This window comes from Saccharibacillus sacchari (assembly GCF_037722395.1).
Lineage (GTDB): Bacteria > Bacillota > Bacilli > Paenibacillales > Paenibacillaceae > Saccharibacillus > Saccharibacillus sacchari_A.
This window is the reverse complement of the sequence record NZ_JBBKAR010000007.1, coordinates 16,237-36,553: the sequence shown is the minus strand read 5'-3', so window position 1 is coordinate 36,553 and position 20,317 is coordinate 16,237. Positions and strand designations below refer to the sequence as shown.

Here is a 20,317-nt window from a genome sequence, read left to right as displayed (position 1 = left end):
AGCAAGCCCGAGCATGGATCGGATCGACGCCCGGGTTTTTTTGTTTTGCGAAATTAAATTTTCGGTAAAAGTATTGACGGAAATATAATTCGTTCGCTATACTCGCCTTAACCAAATAACCGACTTGATTAGTGAAACGCAAACCGGCCGAAAGTCCGGGACGCAAAGTCAGGAATCTACAGCGAATGTTCGCCATGATCGTCCGACCGCCTCGGTAAGCTGGGCGGTCTTTTTGTTGCATATGTTCGGAAATATAAGCCTCGGTCTGAGACAAGCTGCCGGGCTTCGCCGACGCTGTGCGCATTCCGCTTCCATGCCCTTTCCGAGAAACGCAAACCAGCCGAAAGGCTGGGACGCAAAGTCTGGAATCTACGGCGGGCTTCGGCCCGTCACGATCGTCCGACCGCCACGAATGTTTGATTGTTCATGGCGGTTTTTTGCTGCCTTCAAACTGCCCTATACCCTAAAAAAGCGAAAAGACGAAAACCCGGGAGGACTTACATCACATGAGCAAAATCACAAAAGCATCCGCAGCCATTCTGTTGACTTCCACACTATCCCTGACGCCGTACGCGGCTTCTATTTCCCACGTTTACGCAGCCGAGCAGACTTCCGGAAGCACGCAAAACGCGAACGGTTCGGCATCCAAATACAATCAGCAGATCCAGGAAGCGACGACTGCCGCGCAAAACGCCGACAAAGAAGCTTCCGCCGCGCAAAGTTCGGCCGACCAATACGCGGCAGCCGCAGCAAGCGCTTTGCAAGCCCGCAACGCCGCTCAACAAAAATACGACCAAGCGCAGCAGAACGTTCAGCAAAAACAAACGGATCTGCAAGCCAGACAGCAACAAGAGCAAGCGGCCGCGCAAAAAGTAGCCCAGGCTCAAGCCGCCGTCAACAAAGCGCAAAAACAAGCCGACAAAGATTGCGGCAAAAACAGCAAGTCCAACCAAGAACTCCGCAATGCCAAAAGCGCGCTGAACGCCGCCAACTGCGATCTGCAAAACGCGAAATCGGCTACGAAGCAGGCGCAAAGCGCGTACAACAACGCCCAGAGCAAAGCGAACGCCGCGAAATGCGAACTGGACGCGGCTGCCAAGAAATCCGATCAAGCCGCGCAAAAAGCGACGCAAGCCCAAGCTTCGGCCGATCAATCCAAAAAGAACGCGGAAGACGCTTGGAAAAAAGTCGACGACCTGAAAAAGCAGCAAGCCGAAGAAGCCGCCGCGGCCGAAAAAGAAAACCAGTCGAGCGATCCTCAGCAACCGGGCACGGACGAGCCGACAACGACCGTACCGGACGACGAAACGCCGAAAGGCGAGCCGACGACAGGCGGTAACACGAGCACGGAAACACCAGCGCCATCGACTGGTGATAACACCAGCACTGAAACACCAGCTCCATCGACTGGTGACAATACAAGCACCGAAACACCAGCACCATCGACTGGTGACAACACCAGCACGGAAACGCCAGCACCGACAACTGGCGATGACAACACAAGCACCGAAACACCAGCGCCAACAACAGGCGACAACACCAGCACGGAAACGCCAGCACCATCGACTGGTGATAACACAAGCACGGAAACACCAGCGCCAACGACAGGCGATGACAACACAACCACAGAAACACCAGCGCCAACGACTGGTGATAACACAAGCACCGAAACACCAGCGCCAACCACTGGTGACAATACGAGCACCGAAACACCAGCGCCGACGACTGGTGATAACACAAGCACCGAAACACCAGCGCCAACGACTGGAGACAACACGAGCACGGAAACGCCAGCGCCGACAACTGGAGACAACACGAGCACCGAAACACCAGCACCATCGACTGGCGACAATACAAACACGGAAACACCAACGCCAACGACAGGCGATGACAACACGAGCACTGAAGAAACACCAGCGCCAACCACTGGTGACAACACGAGCACGGAAACACCAGCCCCGACGACTGGTGACAATACAAGCACCGAAACGCCAGCACCGTCGACTGGCGACAATACAAACACGGAAACACCAACGCCAACGACAGGCGATGACAACACGAGCACTGAAGAAACACCAGCGCCAACCACTGGTGACAACACGAGCACGGAAACACCAGCCCCGACGACTGGTGACAACACAAGCACCGAAACGCCAGAACCGTCGACTGGCGACAATACAAACACGGAAACACCAACGCCAACGACAGGCGATGACAACACGAGCACTGAAGAAACACCAGCGCCATCGACTGGCGACAACACGAGCACCGAAACACCAGCGCCAACGACTGGTGACAACACCAGCACCGAAATACCAGCGCCAACGACTGGTGACAACACGAGCACTGAAGAAACACCAGCGCCAACGACTGGTGACAACACGAGCACTGAAGAAACACCAGCGCCAACGACTGGCGACAACACCAGCACTGAAGAAACACCAGCGCCATCGACTGGCGACAACACGAGCACCGAAACACCAGCGCCATCGACTGGTGATAACACGAGCACGGAAACACCAGCACCGACGACTGGTGACAACACCAGCACACCGACGCCGTCGTCTAGCGACAACACAAACACAACAACACCAGCGCCATCGACTGGCGACAACACGAGCACTGAAGAAACACCAGCGCCAACGACTGGTGACAACACGAGCACTGAAGAAACACCAGCGCCATCGACTGGTGACAACACCAGCACCGAAACACCAGCGCCATCGACTGGTGATAACACGAGCACGGAAACACCAGCACCGACGACTGGTGACAACACCAGCACACCGACGCCGTCGTCTAGCGACAACACAAACACAACAACACCAACGCCGTCTTCCAGCGACAACTCCGGCAGCGATACAGTCGTGATCCCGGATAACGAGACGCCGCAAGGCTCGCCGACCGTGCAAGCGGAACCGGCTCAAGACTCTTCGACGCCGACAGATAGCTCCAGCGATTCTTCGCCCGACACCGTAACCGTGCCGGACAACGAAACGCCGCAAGGTTCGCCGGACACGAACGACACGTCTTCGAATCCCGATGAAGTAACCGTGCCCGACAACGAGACGCCTCAAGGCTCGCCGGAAACCAACTCCGTTCCGTCTTCGGACAATACGCCGTCGGCCGATCCTGAACCGGATACCGTGACCGTGCCGGATAACGAGACGCCGCAAGGAACGCCGGATAATGCTTCCCAGCCATCTTCGTCCGGTCTGCCGAGCACGCTGCCGAAAACGGGCGAAGCTTCCGCAACGCCGCTGTACGCTTTGGGCATGGGCTTGATGGCAATCGGAGCATGGTTGCGCCGCAAAACCAAAAACAAACAAAATCAATAAAAAGAGCGCGTCGATCGTAATGAAGTCAAAAGTTTCGCGATATTCGCTAAATAAATTTCCTTGATTTTCCGAAGTATGGCATAGACGGCATCTGCATTCACGGCTTCCTTGAATGCGGCGGCCGCTTTGTGCCATACTTTTGAGGTTATAAGGACATATACAGACTGATTGGAATAAGCAAAAGGAGGAACGGCATTGAAAAAATGGTCGTACATCATCATGCTGCTGGGACTCTGCATCATTTTATATCCCACCGTCAATAACTGGCTGGACGATCGCGCCCAGGCGCAGTTACTCGAAAAAGCCGAAACCGAAAGCCAAAAACCGCTGGATCTCACGCGTGTATCGAGCGAATCGGCTGTCCCGGATTACGAAAAAATCTCGAATTTGCTGGACGAAGGCGACGAAGACAGTACGGACGCGCTGGACGCGGACTCGTTGCAAGACGGCGAAGTGCTTGGGGTTATTCGATACGATAAGCTGAACATCAAGCTCCCGATCGTCGAAGGCGCCACGAAAGAAAACATGAAAAGCGCGGCCGTGCACGTCACCGGAACCGGTCTTGCCGGAATGGAAGACAGCAATATGGCCGTCGCAGCCCACCGCGCGCACAAAACAGGCCGGTTGTTCAACCGATTGGGCGAAGCGAAGGTCGGAGACACGATCGAAATCGATCAGGGCGGACAGAAGTATACGTATGAGGTGGACAAGATCCATATCGTCGAGCCGACGGAAGTCTGGGTGCTCAATCCCACTGAAGGCGAGACAGCGTTGACTTTGATCACGTGCGATCCGTTGGTTAATCCGACTCATCGCCTGATCGTACATGCCATTTTAAAAAATTAGGCTTACAACCTTTGAATTGGGACTAAAGTAACATTGACGCTCCTTTTGAAAATCCATTATATTATTTGTGAGTAATTTGGTTGACAGATTGGTTATGCCAAATCGAATGTATGATCCTGAGAAACGCAAACCAAGCGAAAGCTTGGGACGCAAAGTCCGGAGTCTACAGTGCATCTTCTCGCACAATGACCGTCCGACCGCCACGAAGCAATTTCTGGCGGTCTTTTTGCGCTTTCCGCGAAGAGTGCGCCAAATACGGTTCAGTAACGGAGGAGATGCAAATGAACAAATTTACGAAAATTTCCGCGGCGACGCTGTTGGCGCTATCGATCGGGTTCAGCCATCCGAACGTGAAAATCTATGCTTCGAGCAGCTCGATTCTCGGCCCTGCGCAGTTGTTCAACGTATTCGTGCTCGGCGATCTCAATCAAAAATATACCGATGTCGAAGGCCGGATCGCGGCAGGCGGCAACGTCGTCGTCGAAGGATATTCGGTCGGCAGCAATCCTAAAAACAGCACAGGACCTATCCTTGTAGTAGGCGGAAACCTGACGTTTTCGAACGGGCAAGCGAACGGCAACGTATCTTACGGCGGTACGCTTGACAAGCAACAAAGCGGTACGATTACGGGAACCGTGACAAATGATGCAGCAAGTATTGTAGATTTCGCTGCGGCCGCGGAATATTTGAAAAATCAGTCAGCATCGCTATCCAAGCAAAGCGCAAACGGGACATACGCGGACTATTACGGAGAAGCGCGTCTTAAAGGTACTGATACCAAGTTGAATATTTTCACTTTAACGGCCGAACAGTACAGCAATTCCAACGGGATTCGCTTCGACGTTCCAACAGGCTCGACGATTGTTTTGAACATCTCGGGAACGACTTCGGGCGTGCAAAAAGGCGAAACCTTCTTGGGAAACGCCAACAAGCAGAATATTATCTATAACTTCTATGAAGCCAGTTCGTTGACGATCAATAATAGTGTCAAAGGCTCGATCTTGGCTCCTAACGCAAACATACAGTCCGGCTACGCTCATATCGACGGTACGATCATAGGCGCTTCATTGGACGGACATATTGAATCGCACAACTATCCATTTGAAGGCGATATTCCGACACCGGACCCGACGCCAACGCCGGACCCGACACCAACGCCGGATCCGACACCAACACCGGACCCGACGCCAACGCCGGACCCGACACCAACGCCGGACCCGACGCCAACGCCGGACCCGACACCAACGCCGGACCCGACACCAACACCGGATCCAACACCAACACCGGACCCGACGCCGACGCCGGACCCGACACCAACGCCGGACCCGACACCAACACCGGATCCAACACCAACACCGGATCCAACACCGGACCCGACGCCAACGCCGGATCCAACGCCAACGCCGGATCCAACGCCAACACCAGATCCGACACCAACACCAGATCCGACGCCAACGCCGGATCCAACGCCAACACCGGACCCGACGCCAACGCCGGATCCAACGCCAACACCAGATCCGACGCCAACGCCGGATCCAACGCCAACACCGGACCCGACGCCAACGCCGGATCCAACGCCAACGCCGGATCCGACGCCAACACCGGATCCAACGCCAACACCGGACCCGACACCAACGCCAACACCAACGCCGGATCCGACACCAACGCCGGATCCAACGCCAACACCAGATCCGACACCAACGCCGGACCCGACACCGACACCGGATCCGACACCAACGCCGGATCCGACGCCAACACCGGATCCGACACCAACACCGGATCCAACGCCAACACCAGATCCGACACCAACACCGGACCCGACGCCAACGTCGAACCCAACGCCAACAACTAATCCCGGCACCGTCGTGATTACGGACGATCCGGTTCCGCAAGGAACGCCGACACCGGACCCGACACCAACACCGTCGGAGCCTACGCCTTCGACGAATACGTCGACGCCGTCCGAGCCGGAAGTCGATATTCCGGACGACGAGACGCCGCAGGGGACTCCCGACCTTCCTTCGGAGACGCCTTCCGTTCCCGAAAACGAAGTGAGCATCCCGGAAAATCCGACGCCTCAAGGCACGCCGGGTCTTCCGTCCGAAACGCCTTCGGTTCCTACGCCTACGGATGAAGTAACGGTTCCCGAGAATCCGACCCCGCTCGGAACGCCGGTCGTTCCGGGAACGGTCGTACCGTCGACGGACCAACCGCAGACGCTTCCGCAAACCGGCGAGACTTCGCAGACTCCGGTCTATATGCTGGGTCTGGCGCTCGTTGCGCTCGGCGCGGGATTGCTCCGACGTGCCGCAAAAAAATAAGATACCGATCAAGCTTTCCAGAACCGTTCTCTTTTTCCAGAGAGCGGTTCTTTTTATTGCAAATTAATTGCTGAATCGCTTATCGAATCGTTCTTTCGTACCGATGATATTAAGAGGAAGCGAATTTTCAAGAAAGTTGTTCGCAAGTTCCAAAAAATAAATTAGGTCTTTTGTATGAATTCATAAAAAGCCCGTCTTGTTAAATGAAAAATTCGTGATACTATATGACTAGAAGAAGCTTTTCACCGATAAAGGCAAACCTGGACGAAAGACAGGGACGCAAAGCTATAGGGCCTTACCCCCAGGGGGTTGGTAGCCAGCCACCGAAAGATAGGGCTTTTTTCGTGCATTCATATAAATTTTCCTGAATAACTCACGATTGAACGATAAGACTAAAACGATAAAGGCAAACCTGGACGAAAGACAGGGACGCAAAGCTAAAGGGCCTTACCCGCAAGGGTTGGCAGCCAGCCACCGAAAGGAGTTTTATCCATGCGTAAATGGATCCTCAAACTTACACTCGCACTTAGCTTGACTGCTGGCTTGTTGCCTACAGTAGCTGCACCGGCCTCCGCCTCTTCCGTAGATGCTTCCTGGCTGGACACTTCGACCCTGGGTCAAGGCACGATCGGTGTCAGCTACAGCGCGAACACTTCCAAAAGAGTTAAAGTCATGATCGCCAAAGCAAGCACGGTATACACATACGACCTGAACACAGCGAAAAAAAGCGAAAGCTTCCCTTTGCAATCCGGCGCTGGTTCGTATGAAGTAACGCTACTCGAAAATACAAGCGGTACAAGCTACAAAAAAATCGGCTCGTCTTCGGTTGAACTGAGCTCCGATAGCCAAGCTAGCGTATTTCTGGGCTCGGTACAAAACGTAAACTGGAAAGACGCTAAAAACGCAACGGCATTGGCAGCGAAACTGACAGCAGGCAAGAAAACCGACAAAGAAAAAGCACAAGCGATCTACGACTATGTCGTATCGACTGTTAAATATGATACAAAGCTGGCGGCAACGGTTGGCAATGTATACCTGCCTTCGGCAGACGCTACGCTGATCTCCAAAACAGGAATTTGCTACGACTACGCATCCTTGATGGGCGTGATGCTGAGAAGCTCCGGTATCCCAACCAAACTGGTAATGGGCAGCACAACGTATGTCAAAGAGTACCACGCTTGGAACGAAATCTACCTGGACGGCAAATGGGTAGTCGTGGATACTACGGTTGACGCAGCTTACAAAAACGCAGGTAAAACAATTTCTTTCGCTAAAGACGCAAGCAAATACAGCGTGCAAAAAGTATACTGATTTTCCGAATAAAATACCGATTTTTCGATTATCGTTCTAACCTTGTCCTCTGGGCAAGGTTTTTATTTTTGGTATTTATTTTAAAATAATGGATTAAATTTGAATTCATTTGCGTATTTTCTGTTTTATGGATGGTAAGCACGACGATAAAGGCAAACCTGCTTGAAAAACAGGGACGCAAAGCTAAAGGGTCTTTCCCGAAAGGGTGGCAGCCAGCTATCGAAAGGAGATTGCGCGATGTATAAACGGACGGTACAAACGGCCTTGGCTTTCAGTTTGGTGATGGGTTGGATATCGACTTCTGTGTTATCGGTCGCCAACGCTTCAACCGAAGCAGTGTCCGGGATCGAAGTTTCTTCGTCGCATCCAGGCACGGTGACGATCGGCTATGATATCCGTTTTTCTCCGAAACGCTACAAGTTGATGATTCTCAAATCCGATACCGTGTATACCTACAATCTGGATGCTGCCTGGGTGTCCGAGACGTTTCCTTTGCAATCCGGCGGCGGTGCTTACGAAATCACGTTGCTTGAACAGGTGAGCGGCACGAATTATCGCAAAATCGATACCGCCTCCGTAAAACTTACGGCTTCCGAAGCGGATCAAGCGTTTTTAAGTTCGGTGCAAAATGTCAACTGGCAAGAAGCCCGCAAAGCGACCGCATTGGCGACCAAGCTTACGTCCGGTAAAAAAACCGATCGGACTAAAACGCAGGCGATCTACGATTATGTCACGGCAAACGTCGTATACGAAGCCGAAGAAACGCCTATCGCCTATCTCCCTTCGGTCGACGACACGCTCACTTCGGGAAAAGGGATGTGTTACGATTATGCGTCCTTGATGGCGGTTATGCTGAGAAGCTCCGGAATCCCGACCAAACTGGTTATGGGGAATACGACTTACGTCACCCAGTACCACGCCTGGAACGAAGTCTATCTGGACGGCGAATGGGTGATCGTGGACGCGACGGTCGACGCCACTTACAGGCAAGCCGGGAAAATCATTCCTTTTGCCAAAGAAGCGAGCAAGTATACGGTACAGAAAGTCTATTAAAACAGCGTTTTCCAAACTCCGGTCTATCCGCTTATTCAAACCCTTTGCTCCCGGCAGAGGGTTATTTTTGCGGAGCGTCATAACGAAAAAGCAGCGGACGACGTTTAAACAAGAAGTGATGGTGTAAGCCGAAGGAGGAACAATCATGAAAACACCTTACGCACTCGGACTAATCTTCCTTTTGATCTTAGCGATTTTTCTGTGGGAATTTCCGTTTTCGAAAGAGATCGACAAAGAGATTCCGGCGGTTATGTCGATTGCCGATACGCCGTATCCTTATGAAACGTCGGAATCGGGTGAATCGGAGATTACGTATACGAACAAACCGACCGTGATTCATATTAAAGGTAAAGTATCGCGTAAGTTGTTTCGCAAACCGGAGTTGGATGTGAAGATTACGGCGGACGGATTCGGCTGGATGAAGGACGGGCGTCATTCCATGTCTGGGCCTTTGGTTAGCGAGCGAAAAGACGGAATCAATATGGGAAGCATCACGTACAACTATGAACCACAGTACTCAAGCACCGCTTGGTTTGAACATACCAAATTTGCGACGGTCTTTTTCGATAACGACTTTGAACAATTCTATTTATGGACGTCGACGGAAGAATGGATGGGCGAAGCGGAACCGCGTCTGTTGAAAATAACCGGTCCGGCGCAAAACAAACAAGAAGCCGAACAGGTGCTGGGCAAGATTCATGAAGCTTACGGCGACTGGATGAACGAAACCGAGCTTTAAGCGAAAAAGAGTATAATATGCGATCCCCGCCGAAACCTATATAATAGAAGAAAAAAATCGCGGAGGGACGCCTATCATGTACCGCATTGCCATTTGCGACGACGAGCAGCCGCGCCGGGCGGACGTTCGGCGCATGCTGCTCGATTTGTCGGTCAAGTCCGGCATCGATTTTGAAACGGAAGAATTCGAGTCGGGCGAAGCTTTGTTGTCTCATTACGAGAACGGCGGCGAGCCTTTTCATATTTGGGTGCTGGACATCGAAATGAACGGACTGACCGGAATCGAGACGGCGCGCAAACTCAGGGAAACGAAGCGGTTGAGCGAACAGATCGTTTTTCTGACCAGCTATGCCGAGTATATGCTGGAAAGCTTCGACGTCATGACGTTCCAGTACCTGCTCAAGCCGGTCGATCCCGTAGTGTTTGAAGAAAAAATGCTGAAGCTATGCCGTTATTTCGAGGAAAAAGAGCAAGAAATCTTAATCGTCAAATCGGCGGAAGGCGACTTGGTGCTGCGGCATGACGAGATTATCGCGATCGAAGCAGCCAACGGCCTTACGGCGAAAAACCGGTTGAAGATCACGACGACGCGCGGCGTGCATGACGGAAGAGGCTTGATTTCCGGGTATGCCGATGCGCTGAAAGAAGGCCGTTTTTTGCAAATCCATCGTTCGGTATTGGTGAATCTGTCGCATGTGCATAAATTTTCCGGCAGTCGGGTAGTCATGTCGAACGGGATCGAACTTCCGATCGGACGCTCGAAGATCAAGGAAGTCAAAGACGCCTGCACGCGCTTTATGGTGTCGAGGATGGAATGATGGGAGATCAACTGATTTTGCTTCTGATCAATATCGGGACTTCGCTCGTCATGGCTGTTCAGGTGAACTTTTACTTCAATTCGGTGTTCGGCACGGAAAAAAGCAAGCGCGGCAAAAAATACTGGATCGCCGCTTTTTTACCGTTGATCTTCGTGTATTTGACAGTTGCGTTGCCGGATCTGCTGTCGTCTGTTTTCGCGGTATCGGTTATTTTCCTTTTCGCCCAAGGGTATAACGTCTCGCAAAAGTTAAAATTGATGTTTGCGATTCTCTATGCGGTACTGCTGACGTTGATCAATCTGATTCTGATCTATCTGATCCATCCTTCGCTGGAGCCGTTTAGTTTAAGAATGCCGTCGGACGAGATTCCGGATGAGCTGTCGCTTGCCATGACCATGCTGCTGGGCTGTACCATTATGTTCGCGGTGATTCAGGTGATCCGTCTCGTGGTCAAAAAACGCCGTTTTCCGTTGGAGTCGCGCTATTCGCTGCTGTTCCTTTCGGTGCCGATCATCAGTATCTATCTCGTGAACGTGTTTACGTTGTACAGCGAAAAAAATATTCATTACTTTCTGTCCGTTTTCGGCTTTATCGTGTTGAACGTGCTGGTCGTGTATATGCTGGATACTTTGATCGCCCGTTTTCAGTTGACGCTTCAGAACGACCGGCTGCAAAACCAGATGGATTACCAGGACGCCAATTACGAAAAAACGGTGCATAGCTTCAAAGAGATCAAGCGGATCATCCACGATACGAACAAGCATATGCTCGTGGTGGCGGAATATATCGAACGCGGCCGAAGCGAAGAAGCGATTCAGCATATCCGAGCGACGCTGCAAAGTATCGACAATGCTTATGTGCGGGTCAATACCGGCAATCTGGTCGTCGACGCGCTGGTGACGAACGCGCTCAACGTGGGGCGGGCCAACGGGATTCGGATCGACACCGAGCTGAGGCTGCGCGAACCGGAGCTTGCGATCGAGCGTTACGATCTGTGCGTCGTGCTCGGCAATATGCTGGACAACGCGGTGGAAGCTTCCAAAAGCGTGCGGCAGGTCGAAGATCGGTTGATCCGGATCGAGATCCGTTCGAGCGAAGCGGCGATGTTTGTCCGCGTGCGCAATCGGACGGAGCGCGAAGTCACCGATCTGCGCAGCCGCAAAGCGAATGCCGAAGAGCATGGATTCGGGCTGACCAATATCGAGCGGATTTGCGAAAAATACGGCGGCCATATGACGATCTCGACGGAAAACCGGACGTTCGACAATATGGCGATGCTTCCTTTTCCTCATTTAAAATGATCTTCGAACTTGTCGTTCGGGGATCTTTTTTTGCGTTTCGGGACGATTCCGCGCGCCTTTCCGATCTGCGGGTTATGCTCAAGTCATCAAATACGAGAACCCGCACTTCACGGAGAGGATGAATCACACATGACACAACCGACCCACGTTTGGAAAAAAACAAGCACGGCCGCGCTCGTCGCGCTGCTGCTGGCTTTGCCGGTAGCCGAAGGACAAAGCTCCGCGCAGAACGTCAACGCACCGACCGCTACGCAAGCGCAAGCGACCGCCCCGAAAAACGTCGCGCAAGCGCAAGCCAAAGCCCAGGAAATGATCGAGGCGCTGATGGCGAACTACGGCGTGACCGGCGCGCAATACGCGATCCGCGACGGCGGCAAAGTGGTATTATCCGGCGGCACGACGCTGGATGATAGCGGCAATAAGCAAAAAATCGACGCAGGCAGCATGTTCGGCATCGGCTCGGTCAGCAAAATGTACGTTACCGCTTCGGCAATGATGCTCGTCGACGAGGGCAAGATCGATCTCGACAAGCCGCTGACGACGTATATTTCCGATTTCAAAATGGCGGACGAGCGCTACAAGCAAATCACGCCGCGCATGCTGATGAACCATTCCGCCGGCTTGTACGGTTCGCATTACAAAAACACCATCTTGATGAACGACAACGATACGCAAAACTACGACCAACTGCTAAGCAATCTGAGCAAGCAGCGCCTGAAGTCCGATCCGGGCGAATATTCGGTCTACGCCAACGACGGCTTCCAACTGCTGGAGCTGCTGGTGGAGCGCGTGAGCGGCATGGGCTACACCGAATTTTTGCAAAAGCGCGTCAGCGAACCGCTTGGCCTGAAATCTACGAAAACGCCGCTCGACACGTTCGACCGCAGCGTGCTGGAACCGGTCCGTTTGCCGGGCGTGCCGAATGCGTTGCCTGACGAAAACGCCAATATTCTCGGTACGGGCGGGGTATACTCGACCACCGAAGAGATGACGCTGTTCTCGGAACTGCTGAGCGGCAAGCATCCGGAACTGTTGTCCGCGGAATCCGCCGAAGCCATGCTTCAGCCGGAATACCGCAGCGGCGTCTGGGTACCGGATACGAATAACGCGTTCGGATACGGACTCGGCTGGGATTCGGTCGATCTGGAACCGTTCGGCCAATACAATATCCGCGCGGCGACCAAAGGCGGCGATACGATCATGTACCACTCCGCGCTGATCACGCTACCGGACGACGATCTGTCGATCGCGTTCACGACTTCCGGTGGTTCGTCTATTTTCAATACGACTTCGGCCACCAATATTCTGTTGCAATACCTCAAAGAAAACGGCAAGATCACGAACATTTTGCCGGAAAAAACGTTCGAAAAACCGGTGAAGCAAACTATGCCGGACGATTTGAACAAGTATGCGGGCCTGTACGGAACCGTAGGCGAGACGCGCGAATTGGCGATTCAAAACGGCGAGATCAAAATGCCCGCCATGATGAGCGACCTTATTCCCGCTCAAACTTACGTCTATACCGGCGATCGGGAATTTACGAGCGAAGACGGCCGCAGCGTGCTGAGCTTCGACGAGCAAACCAACGGCCATACGTATATCCGCGTCAGCAGCCAGGTCGAACTGCCGAGTCTGGGCAGCTCGCGGATGGCGTTCTACGAAGCGCAAAAGCTGGACGCCAACCCGGTCGAAGCTTCGGCGAAGGCAGCTTGGACGCAGCGCGAAGGCAAAACGTTTTACGCGCTGGACGAGAAGATCAATTCGTTCTTCTATATCGCGCCGTCCGTGCTGCTCAAAACGGTATCGCTTGACGCAAGCGGCGGCTACGCCAACGGCGCGAAGATCGTCGACGCCGACCACGCGGTCAACGTCGCCGAGATTCCCGTCATGAACGGCCGCGACGTGTTCGACCTGGACTTTTCCCGCGAAGGCGACATCGAGTACCTGCAAGCCGACGGCCGCACGTACGTAAGCGAAGACTCCATCAATCCGCTGTATGCCGGACACTCTTCCGTCGTCACGATTCCAGCTTCGGGCAGCGTACGCTGGTTCAATATTCCGACCGTAGCGGCAGGCAAAACGCTCACGGCCGAACTGCCGGAAGGCGCGGGCTTCGCGGTCTATGACGCCGACGGCGCTCCGGTCGCTCTATCTATCGCGATGGGCACGAACACGGCGGTCCTGCCGGAAGGCGGCAAGATCGTGTTCGGCGGCAAAGCCGGGGACGTGGTGAAGGTGACGTTGGAAAGCAAATAATCCGAGAAAATAGATAAACGGCTTTGCGCCGAATAGAAAAGTCCCGATTTCCGTTTCTTTTGGAAATCGGGACTTTTTTTAGGAAAGTATAATTTTTTCGAATTTCTCTTGAATTTGTAGTATTCACAATGTGTTTTGCCTTATATAATGAAGCATAATCATAAAAGAGGGAGCATGAAAAATGCAAAAAAATAAGCCTGAAACAGAAAAAAGAAGGCGGAATGCAAAGAAATCATGCGTGTTGCTGTTTTTGGTTGCTTTGTTGCTGACAACGACATGGGGACTGCCTGGGGCGGTCGGCATACCGAAAGCGCAGGCTGCCGCGCCGGCGACGGAAAAGGTGTACGGATTCGGTTCCGGACAATACGGGAAACTGGGACCGATAGGCAGCAGCTTCATCGCCAAAATCGTATATGATTTTCCTGTTTCCAAGCAAGTTTCGGCAGGCGGCGATCATGCGCTGGTTTTGACCGAAGACGGGAAAGTTTACTCGGTAGGTTCGAGCGGTTACGGTCAAGGAGGCGCCGTTTATGATATCTGGCCGCCGTACCCTACCCTGATTACCGGTCTTCCGGCGATTAAACAGGTGGCGGCAGGAGCTTTGTTTTCTTTGGTTCTTTCGGAAGACGGAAAAGTGTATTCGTTCGGCGGCAATTACTCGGGCCAGCTGGGCCGGGGAGACGTTCAAACTCCGGTAGTACCCGGAGAAGTCGCGGGTCTTCCTGCGATCAAGCAAATCTCGACGGGCGCCGACCATGCCCTGGCGTTAACCGAAGACGGCGAAGTGTACGGATTCGGCTCCAACAACCATTATCAACTGGGTTTGAACGATGATTTGGATCGGAGTACGCCGCAAAAAATTCCGGGTCTGTCCCATATCAAACAAATCTCGGCCGGAGGATATCATTCTCTCGCGCTTGCCGAAGACGGGACCGTATACGCTTTCGGCGAAAACGCAAGCGGTCAGTTGGGTCTGGGCGATTTCGTGAATGCACGCGTGCCGCAACAAGTCAAGGATTTGCCCGTAATCAAACAGATCGACGGAGGCTTGAACCATTCGTTGCTGCTTGCCGAAGATGGGACCGTATATGCCACTGGCCTGAATACCAGCGGCCAATTGGGATTGGGAACTTCGCCTAGCGCTATTGCCACTCCTCGGATCGTGCCCGGCTTGTCTGCGATCCAATCCGTTTCGGCAGGCAGCCGGCATTCGTTGGTCACAACGGAAAACGGCACAGCTTATGGTTTCGGCGCGAACGATAGTGGACAGTTAGGGATAAGGAGCTATATCGGTCAAGTCTCTCCGCAACCGCTCCCGTTGGCCCATATCAAGCAACTTGAAGCGGGCGGCGATTTTTCGCTCGTGATCGTACCCGAACGAAGAGTAAGCTTCGACAGCACGGGCGGAAGTTCCCTTCCGACAACAATCACCGCATCCGGAGGCAAGATCGACGATATGAAAATGCCTCCGACAAAAAAAGGAAACCTGTTCGAAGGCTGGTACGAAGATATCGGTCTGCTTCATCCTTTCGACTTCGATACGCCTATTTTTGCCGATACCACTTTGTATGCAAAATGGTTGGATATCAGCCGTCCGTCCGTTGCTTTGTCGACAACGGCAGGCAATCCGACCAATCAACCATTCGTTGTAAAAGCGGAATTCGACGAACCGGTAACGCAGTTCGACACGGAGCGGGTCGTCGTGACGGGGGCGGAAGTCGGAAAAGCGGAAACGGTCAGCGCGAGCGTATATGCTTTCACGGTGACGCCGACTTCGAGTAACGGTACGATTACGGTGCAATTGGCGCAAGGAGCGGCAAAAGATCTGGCAGGCCACGACAGCCTGCAATCCGACGTATTGGAGCGCGAGTTCAATTCCGTCGCTCCGACATTGAAATTGAACGGCGAAGCGCGAATGCCGGTCGGCATGGGCACAACGTTCGTCGATCCGGGCGCAACTGCGCAAGACGTGCAAGGGGTATCGCTGACGGAAAATATCTCCGTCACCGGTAAAGTCTTTACGGAAAAAGACGATGTATACGAATTGACGTACAGCGTCAGCGACTCGGCTCTCAATACATCGACGGTCACGCGTTCGGTCTATGTGATCGAGCCTCCGCTCGTGATTCCGAACGGCGAGATCGAAATGGAGATCGAAGAAGACACGAAGTTCGTTGATGAAGGCGCGTCGGCATCTGATGCGTTCCACGGCGATCTGAGCGATCTCGTCGTGACGGAAGGAAGCGTGGATACGAGCCGTCCGGGCACTTACACGTTGACGTACAAAGTGACGAACCCGATCGGTCAAACCGGGCAAGCGGAGCGGCAGGTGAAAGTTACGGAAAAAGCGCAACCTCCGGTTGTCGAGCCGCCGATCGCGAATCCGCCAACGACGGCAACCCCGGCCGGGTCGCCGACCGTGCCAACGTCTGCGAGTTCCGTTCCGGTGTCTTCCAGCGACGGAAACCTGACGCTTGCGGCTGGACAAGCCGGACAAGTGAGCATGGGCAGCGAGGTTTATCTGCAAATTCCCGTAGGCGCGACTAACCGTCGGATAGAGATCCGCATGAATGCTTTGACTGCGGCCAACAACGGATTGACCGCCGAAGCGAAAGCGCTGAGCACGGTATATCAACTCACCAAGACCGTCCCGGCGAACTTCCTGCGTCCGGTCAGCCTGACGCTCTCGTTCGATCCGTCGAAGCTGGCGCAAGGCGAACAAGCCGCAGTCTTCTACCAGAACGAAGACGGAGGCCCGTGGGTGCGCATGGACGGCGGCACGATCCAGCAAGGTCGCAACGCGGTCGGCGCATCGGCTTCGAACAGCGCGGTCATCACCGTGCTGACCGACCACTTCACGAAGTTTGCGGTTCTGGCCGTGAAGGATACGACACCAAGCACGCCGGAAACGGATGCTTCCGAGAACGGCGGAATCTCTCCTGCGATTGCGTTCACGGATATTTCCGGTCACTGGGCCGCTGAGGCGATTACCGAATCGGCTGCTCTCGGGTTCGTAAAAGGCTACGCCGACGGCACGTTCCGTCCGTCGAAAGCCGTCACGCGGGCGGAGTTCGCGACGATCCTGGTGCGGGCTTTGGCGCCTGTTGCCGACGAAGCGGCAAGCGAAGAGGCGATCCCTCTCGTCGCCGCGCCGTTCGCGGATCAGTCTTCGATCCGCGATTGGGCGGGCCAGTCTATCGCGCAAGCCCGCGTGCTCGGCTGGATACAAGGCGACGCTTCCGGCAACTTCCGTCCGAACGACGCGGTCACGCGGGCGGAAATGGCGGCGATGCTGTACCGGGCGTTGACGCTCAAAGGCGCGGACGAAGCACTCTTGAACCGGTTCGCCGATGCGGACAGCATTCCGGCGTGGGCTCGCGAAGCGGCAGCCGCGCTGACGGCGACCGACGTGCTGCAAGGCGATAGCGGCGGGAAGTTTGCGCCGAACGCGGCGGCGACTCGCGCGGAGATCGTGCAGGTATTGATGCGAGTGTATCAGTAATCGCTGCGAGAACGGCGATAGGCGACACTTGCAACACCCGCGATAAATAAGAAAAGCCTTTTCCCGAATCATAATCGGGAAAAGGCTTTTTGCATATTTTTCAAGATTCGTGCTTTTCAAGACACACACTTTTAAGAAAAGTCCTGATCCCAAATCACAGCCCCAACAGCTTGCCTTGCCGCACGGCTTCGTCGCGCGTCTCCACATACAGTTTGCCGTAAATGTTGTTGATATGCGCCCGCACCGTGCCTTTGCTCACTTGCAGGCTTTCCGCGATCTCCTGATTGGTCCGTCCTTGCACGATCAGAGCCAGAACTTCCAGCTCTTTCGCCGTCAGTGGCGAAGACGGATCTTCGCTTTCGCGCGGCAGGTCGCTTCGTCCGAGCTTGGACAGCAGCTTATGCAGATACGCGGCAGAAGGGGCCGGGTCTTCGCCTTTGCCGATCCATTGTTCGCCGATCCGGATCAGCAGCCGTTCGATCATGGGACCCGCGTCCAGATACAGGCGAACGAAATCGTGCGGCTCCGTGTCGCGGAGCATCCGCAGCAGCAGATCGGCCGCTTGCTCCGCGCCGCGTTGCGAAGCGCGTTCCAGCAGCACGCATTGCAGCAGCTCGATCTCGATCTGCTGTTGGAAACGTTTGTTGCGCTTGGCCGACACCAGCATGTTGCTCGTCAATGTCCAGGCGCGGTCGTTCTGATTGTTCCAGACCAAAAATTGCGCCAGGTACTGCTGTTCGTAAAGATTGGAGAAATCGAAGTCGTCCGGGTCCGTCTGTTGGGATCTGTCGTACAACCGCAACCAGTCTTCTGCCGACTGCTTTTGGCCTTTTTTCCAATCCAGCATCGCGATTTCCGCGTCGCAGTATACGATAGAGCGCGTCATCCCGAGTTCTACCGCTTGTTTGCGCGTGCGTTTCAATTCCTGCCGAGCTTCCTTAAGCCGGTTTTGCGCCAGCAGCGAGCGCGACAACGTAAATCCGGCAGGCAGCAGAAGCTCGGCAAGAAAACCGACCAGGCCCGGATCAGTGGCTTGAAAAGCAAGTCTGGCGTTGGTTTCGGCCTGTTCCACTTCGTCGTATTGATACTGATTTTCCGCGAGACAGGCGATGATCGGTCCAGCCAAACCCAATTGGTGCATAGGCTCGATCATTTGCTGCAAAAACGGAACCAAAAATTCGCTGGATACCATCCCTTCCTGCTGCATATGCTCTTTGGACACGCTGGGAATGCCGGAATTTTTGGAACGGGCGAAAATCAGATTGATTCCCGACGGCGTGAATTTTCTCGATTCTTGCATATAATAACCCGCCATCTCCTGATCTCTGATCACGGACGAATACAGCATTTTCAAAAAGTAAAAAATACCGCGGTAGTCGTTGGTTCTTTTTTCGCTCCAGTTCGATTCGTTTTCGTTCAAATACTGTTCGGCTCTTTCAAGCATGCGCAAAGCGCCGGGGATATCTTCTTCTGCCAACAGTACCAAATGCACATAAGAAAAATACAGCAGAGGCTTTTCCAACAAAATCTCTTCCGGGATAAAAGCGAACTGCCGGCTCATCCAGAGGTCATCCATGCTGCTGACTTTGCCGAGCATGTCTTCCAATAGAGCGACGGCCTCGCGGTAACGCTCGCCCGGCAAATAATATTGCAGCGCTTCCTCGAACGATCCGGCCTGCTCGCTCCATTCTCCGGCTTTGCCGAGCAGGGCTTTGATTCGTTCGCCCGATTCCCGTTCCAGCCGCTCGCGCAAAAATTCGCCGAACAGATGATGGAACCGGAACCACTGCCCTTCGCCGTCCAGCGGAATCAGGAACAGGTCGGCTTTTTGCAGATAAAGCAGTTTGTCGCCGCTGAAAAGGTCTTCCGTCACAGCTTCGCAGAGCGAGGCGTTCATCCGTCGCAGAATCGAACAATCCAGCAAAAAGCGTTGATTCTCCGGGCTTTGCCGCTCGAACACTTCTTCCATCAGATAATGCTCCATGAGATTCGACGAACCGGAAAAGCGCCGGAGCAGTTCCGACGAACGCTGGCCGCCGCGCATGGACAAAGCCGCCAGCTTCATCGCGGTGATCCAGCCTTCCGTACGTCTGACCCAAGCCAGCGATTCGTCGGAAGAAATGTGCAGCGACATGCCCGAGCGGTAAAAGTCGATCCCTTCGTCGGCGCGGAACCGTAGTTGTTCGCGATCGACGAGCACAAGTGATTCGCTGCTGTCGGTTTTAAAAAGCTCGAACTCTTCTTCCTGCCGGGACGACAAGATCAATTGGACGCCGCCGGGAAGACGCCCGGCAAAAAAAGCGATCGATTCCAGCAGCGAACGCTCCGAAACGAGATGGAAATCGTCCCAGATCAACGTGAGCGGTTCACGCACTTCGCGAAAAGCGTCGAGCAACCGCAAAACCGGCATTTCGTGCTGATCCGGCTGGATCAAGCGGACCGCGTCCGCCGAAGCTTCGGCGAAGCCCGGCACAGCGGCGTCGATCGAAGCCGAGACGTATGACCAAAAGCGGACGGTATCGTTGTCGGCGGCATCCAGCGACAACCAAGCCGTCTTGCGTCCGGTTCTTGCCGACCACTGTTCCAGCAGCGTCGATTTGCCGAAGCCGGCTGGCGCGACGATCCGGACGATACGCCGATCCGAAGCCGCGTTCAGGCGATCGATCAGGCGTTGACGGAGTATCGCGTCGGCGGCGGAACGGGGCGCGGACAGTTTGGTTTTCAACAAAGGAACGACGGAAGGGGTTACGGAAAAAGCGGTGGACGGCGTATTCATGTTGGATTCACTCCTGGAGAGGAAACGAAAGTCGTAGGAAGGATAGTACAGGGACCG

11 protein-coding genes and 6 riboswitches are annotated in these 20,317 nt (G+C 54.0%); of the genes, 10 read left to right on the top strand and 1 reads right to left on the bottom strand.

Features of this window, described 5'->3' with window-relative positions:
• The first annotated feature begins 127 nt into the window (after positions 1 to 127).
• Positions 128 to 214: riboswitch (cyclic di-GMP riboswitch) on the top strand.
• A gap of 106 nt (positions 215 to 320) precedes the next feature.
• Positions 321 to 411, top strand: a riboswitch (cyclic di-GMP riboswitch).
• Positions 412 to 506: 95 nt separating this feature from the next.
• From WKI47_RS02915 to WKI47_RS02870, 10 genes are all read left to right on the top strand, one after another.
• The gene (locus WKI47_RS02915) at positions 507 to 3,338 is read left to right on the top strand and encodes an LPXTG cell wall anchor domain-containing protein (RefSeq protein ID WP_340225692.1); all 2,832 of its coding nucleotides are present in this window, start codon (positions 507 to 509) and stop codon (positions 3,336 to 3,338) included.
• Between the two features lie 195 nt (positions 3,339 to 3,533).
• Positions 3,534 to 4,184, top strand: a complete 651-nt coding sequence (locus WKI47_RS02910) for a class D sortase (RefSeq protein WP_340225691.1) — start codon at positions 3,534 to 3,536, stop codon at positions 4,182 to 4,184.
• Positions 4,185 to 4,298: 114 nt separating this feature from the next.
• A riboswitch (cyclic di-GMP riboswitch) is annotated at positions 4,299 to 4,389 on the top strand.
• Positions 4,390 to 4,465: 76 nt separating this feature from the next.
• Positions 4,466 to 6,505 carry a choice-of-anchor A family protein gene (locus tag WKI47_RS02905; RefSeq protein ID WP_340225690.1) on the top strand — a complete coding sequence of 680 codons (2,040 nt, stop codon included), beginning with the start codon at positions 4,466 to 4,468 and terminating at the stop codon, positions 6,503 to 6,505.
• A gap of 243 nt (positions 6,506 to 6,748) precedes the next feature.
• A riboswitch (cyclic di-GMP riboswitch) is annotated at positions 6,749 to 6,833 on the top strand.
• Positions 6,834 to 6,900: 67 nt separating this feature from the next.
• A riboswitch (cyclic di-GMP riboswitch) is annotated at positions 6,901 to 6,984 on the top strand.
• Between the two features lie 13 nt (positions 6,985 to 6,997).
• Complete coding sequence (locus WKI47_RS02900; protein ID WP_340225689.1) at positions 6,998 to 7,816, top strand: transglutaminase-like domain-containing protein; 819 nt, start codon at positions 6,998 to 7,000, stop codon at positions 7,814 to 7,816.
• Positions 7,817 to 7,957: 141 nt separating this feature from the next.
• Positions 7,958 to 8,040: riboswitch (cyclic di-GMP riboswitch) on the top strand.
• Between the two features lie 13 nt (positions 8,041 to 8,053).
• Entirely contained in the window at positions 8,054 to 8,869 is an 816-nt protein-coding gene (locus tag WKI47_RS02895; RefSeq protein ID WP_340225688.1) for a transglutaminase-like domain-containing protein, read from the top strand.
• Positions 8,870 to 9,014: 145 nt separating this feature from the next.
• Entirely contained in the window at positions 9,015 to 9,608 is a 594-nt protein-coding gene (locus tag WKI47_RS02890) for a hypothetical protein (RefSeq protein ID WP_340225687.1), read from the top strand.
• A 76-nt stretch (positions 9,609 to 9,684) separates the two neighbouring features.
• Positions 9,685 to 10,425, top strand: coding sequence for a LytTR family DNA-binding domain-containing protein (locus WKI47_RS02885; protein ID WP_340225686.1), 741 nt, complete (start codon positions 9,685 to 9,687; stop codon positions 10,423 to 10,425).
• A complete protein-coding gene (locus tag WKI47_RS02880; protein WP_340225685.1) occupies positions 10,425 to 11,726 on the top strand; it encodes a sensor histidine kinase in 1,302 nt (433 codons plus the stop codon). The genes WKI47_RS02885 and WKI47_RS02880 overlap by 1 nt, the downstream gene beginning before the upstream one ends.
• A gap of 129 nt (positions 11,727 to 11,855) precedes the next feature.
• Positions 11,856 to 13,982 carry a serine hydrolase domain-containing protein gene (locus WKI47_RS02875; RefSeq protein WP_340225684.1) on the top strand — a complete coding sequence of 709 codons (2,127 nt, stop codon included), beginning with the start codon at positions 11,856 to 11,858 and terminating at the stop codon, positions 13,980 to 13,982.
• A gap of 238 nt (positions 13,983 to 14,220) precedes the next feature.
• The gene (locus tag WKI47_RS02870) at positions 14,221 to 17,484 is read left to right on the top strand and encodes an immunoglobulin-like domain-containing protein (protein ID WP_340225683.1); all 3,264 of its coding nucleotides are present in this window, start codon (positions 14,221 to 14,223) and stop codon (positions 17,482 to 17,484) included.
• A 154-nt stretch (positions 17,485 to 17,638) separates the two neighbouring features.
• Here the strand turns inward: WKI47_RS02870 and WKI47_RS02865 are convergent, their stop codons facing one another.
• The gene (locus WKI47_RS02865; RefSeq protein ID WP_340225682.1) at positions 17,639 to 20,260 is read right to left on the bottom strand and encodes a LuxR C-terminal-related transcriptional regulator; all 2,622 of its coding nucleotides are present in this window, start codon (positions 20,258 to 20,260) and stop codon (positions 17,639 to 17,641) included.
• Positions 20,261 to 20,317 lie beyond the last annotated feature (57 nt).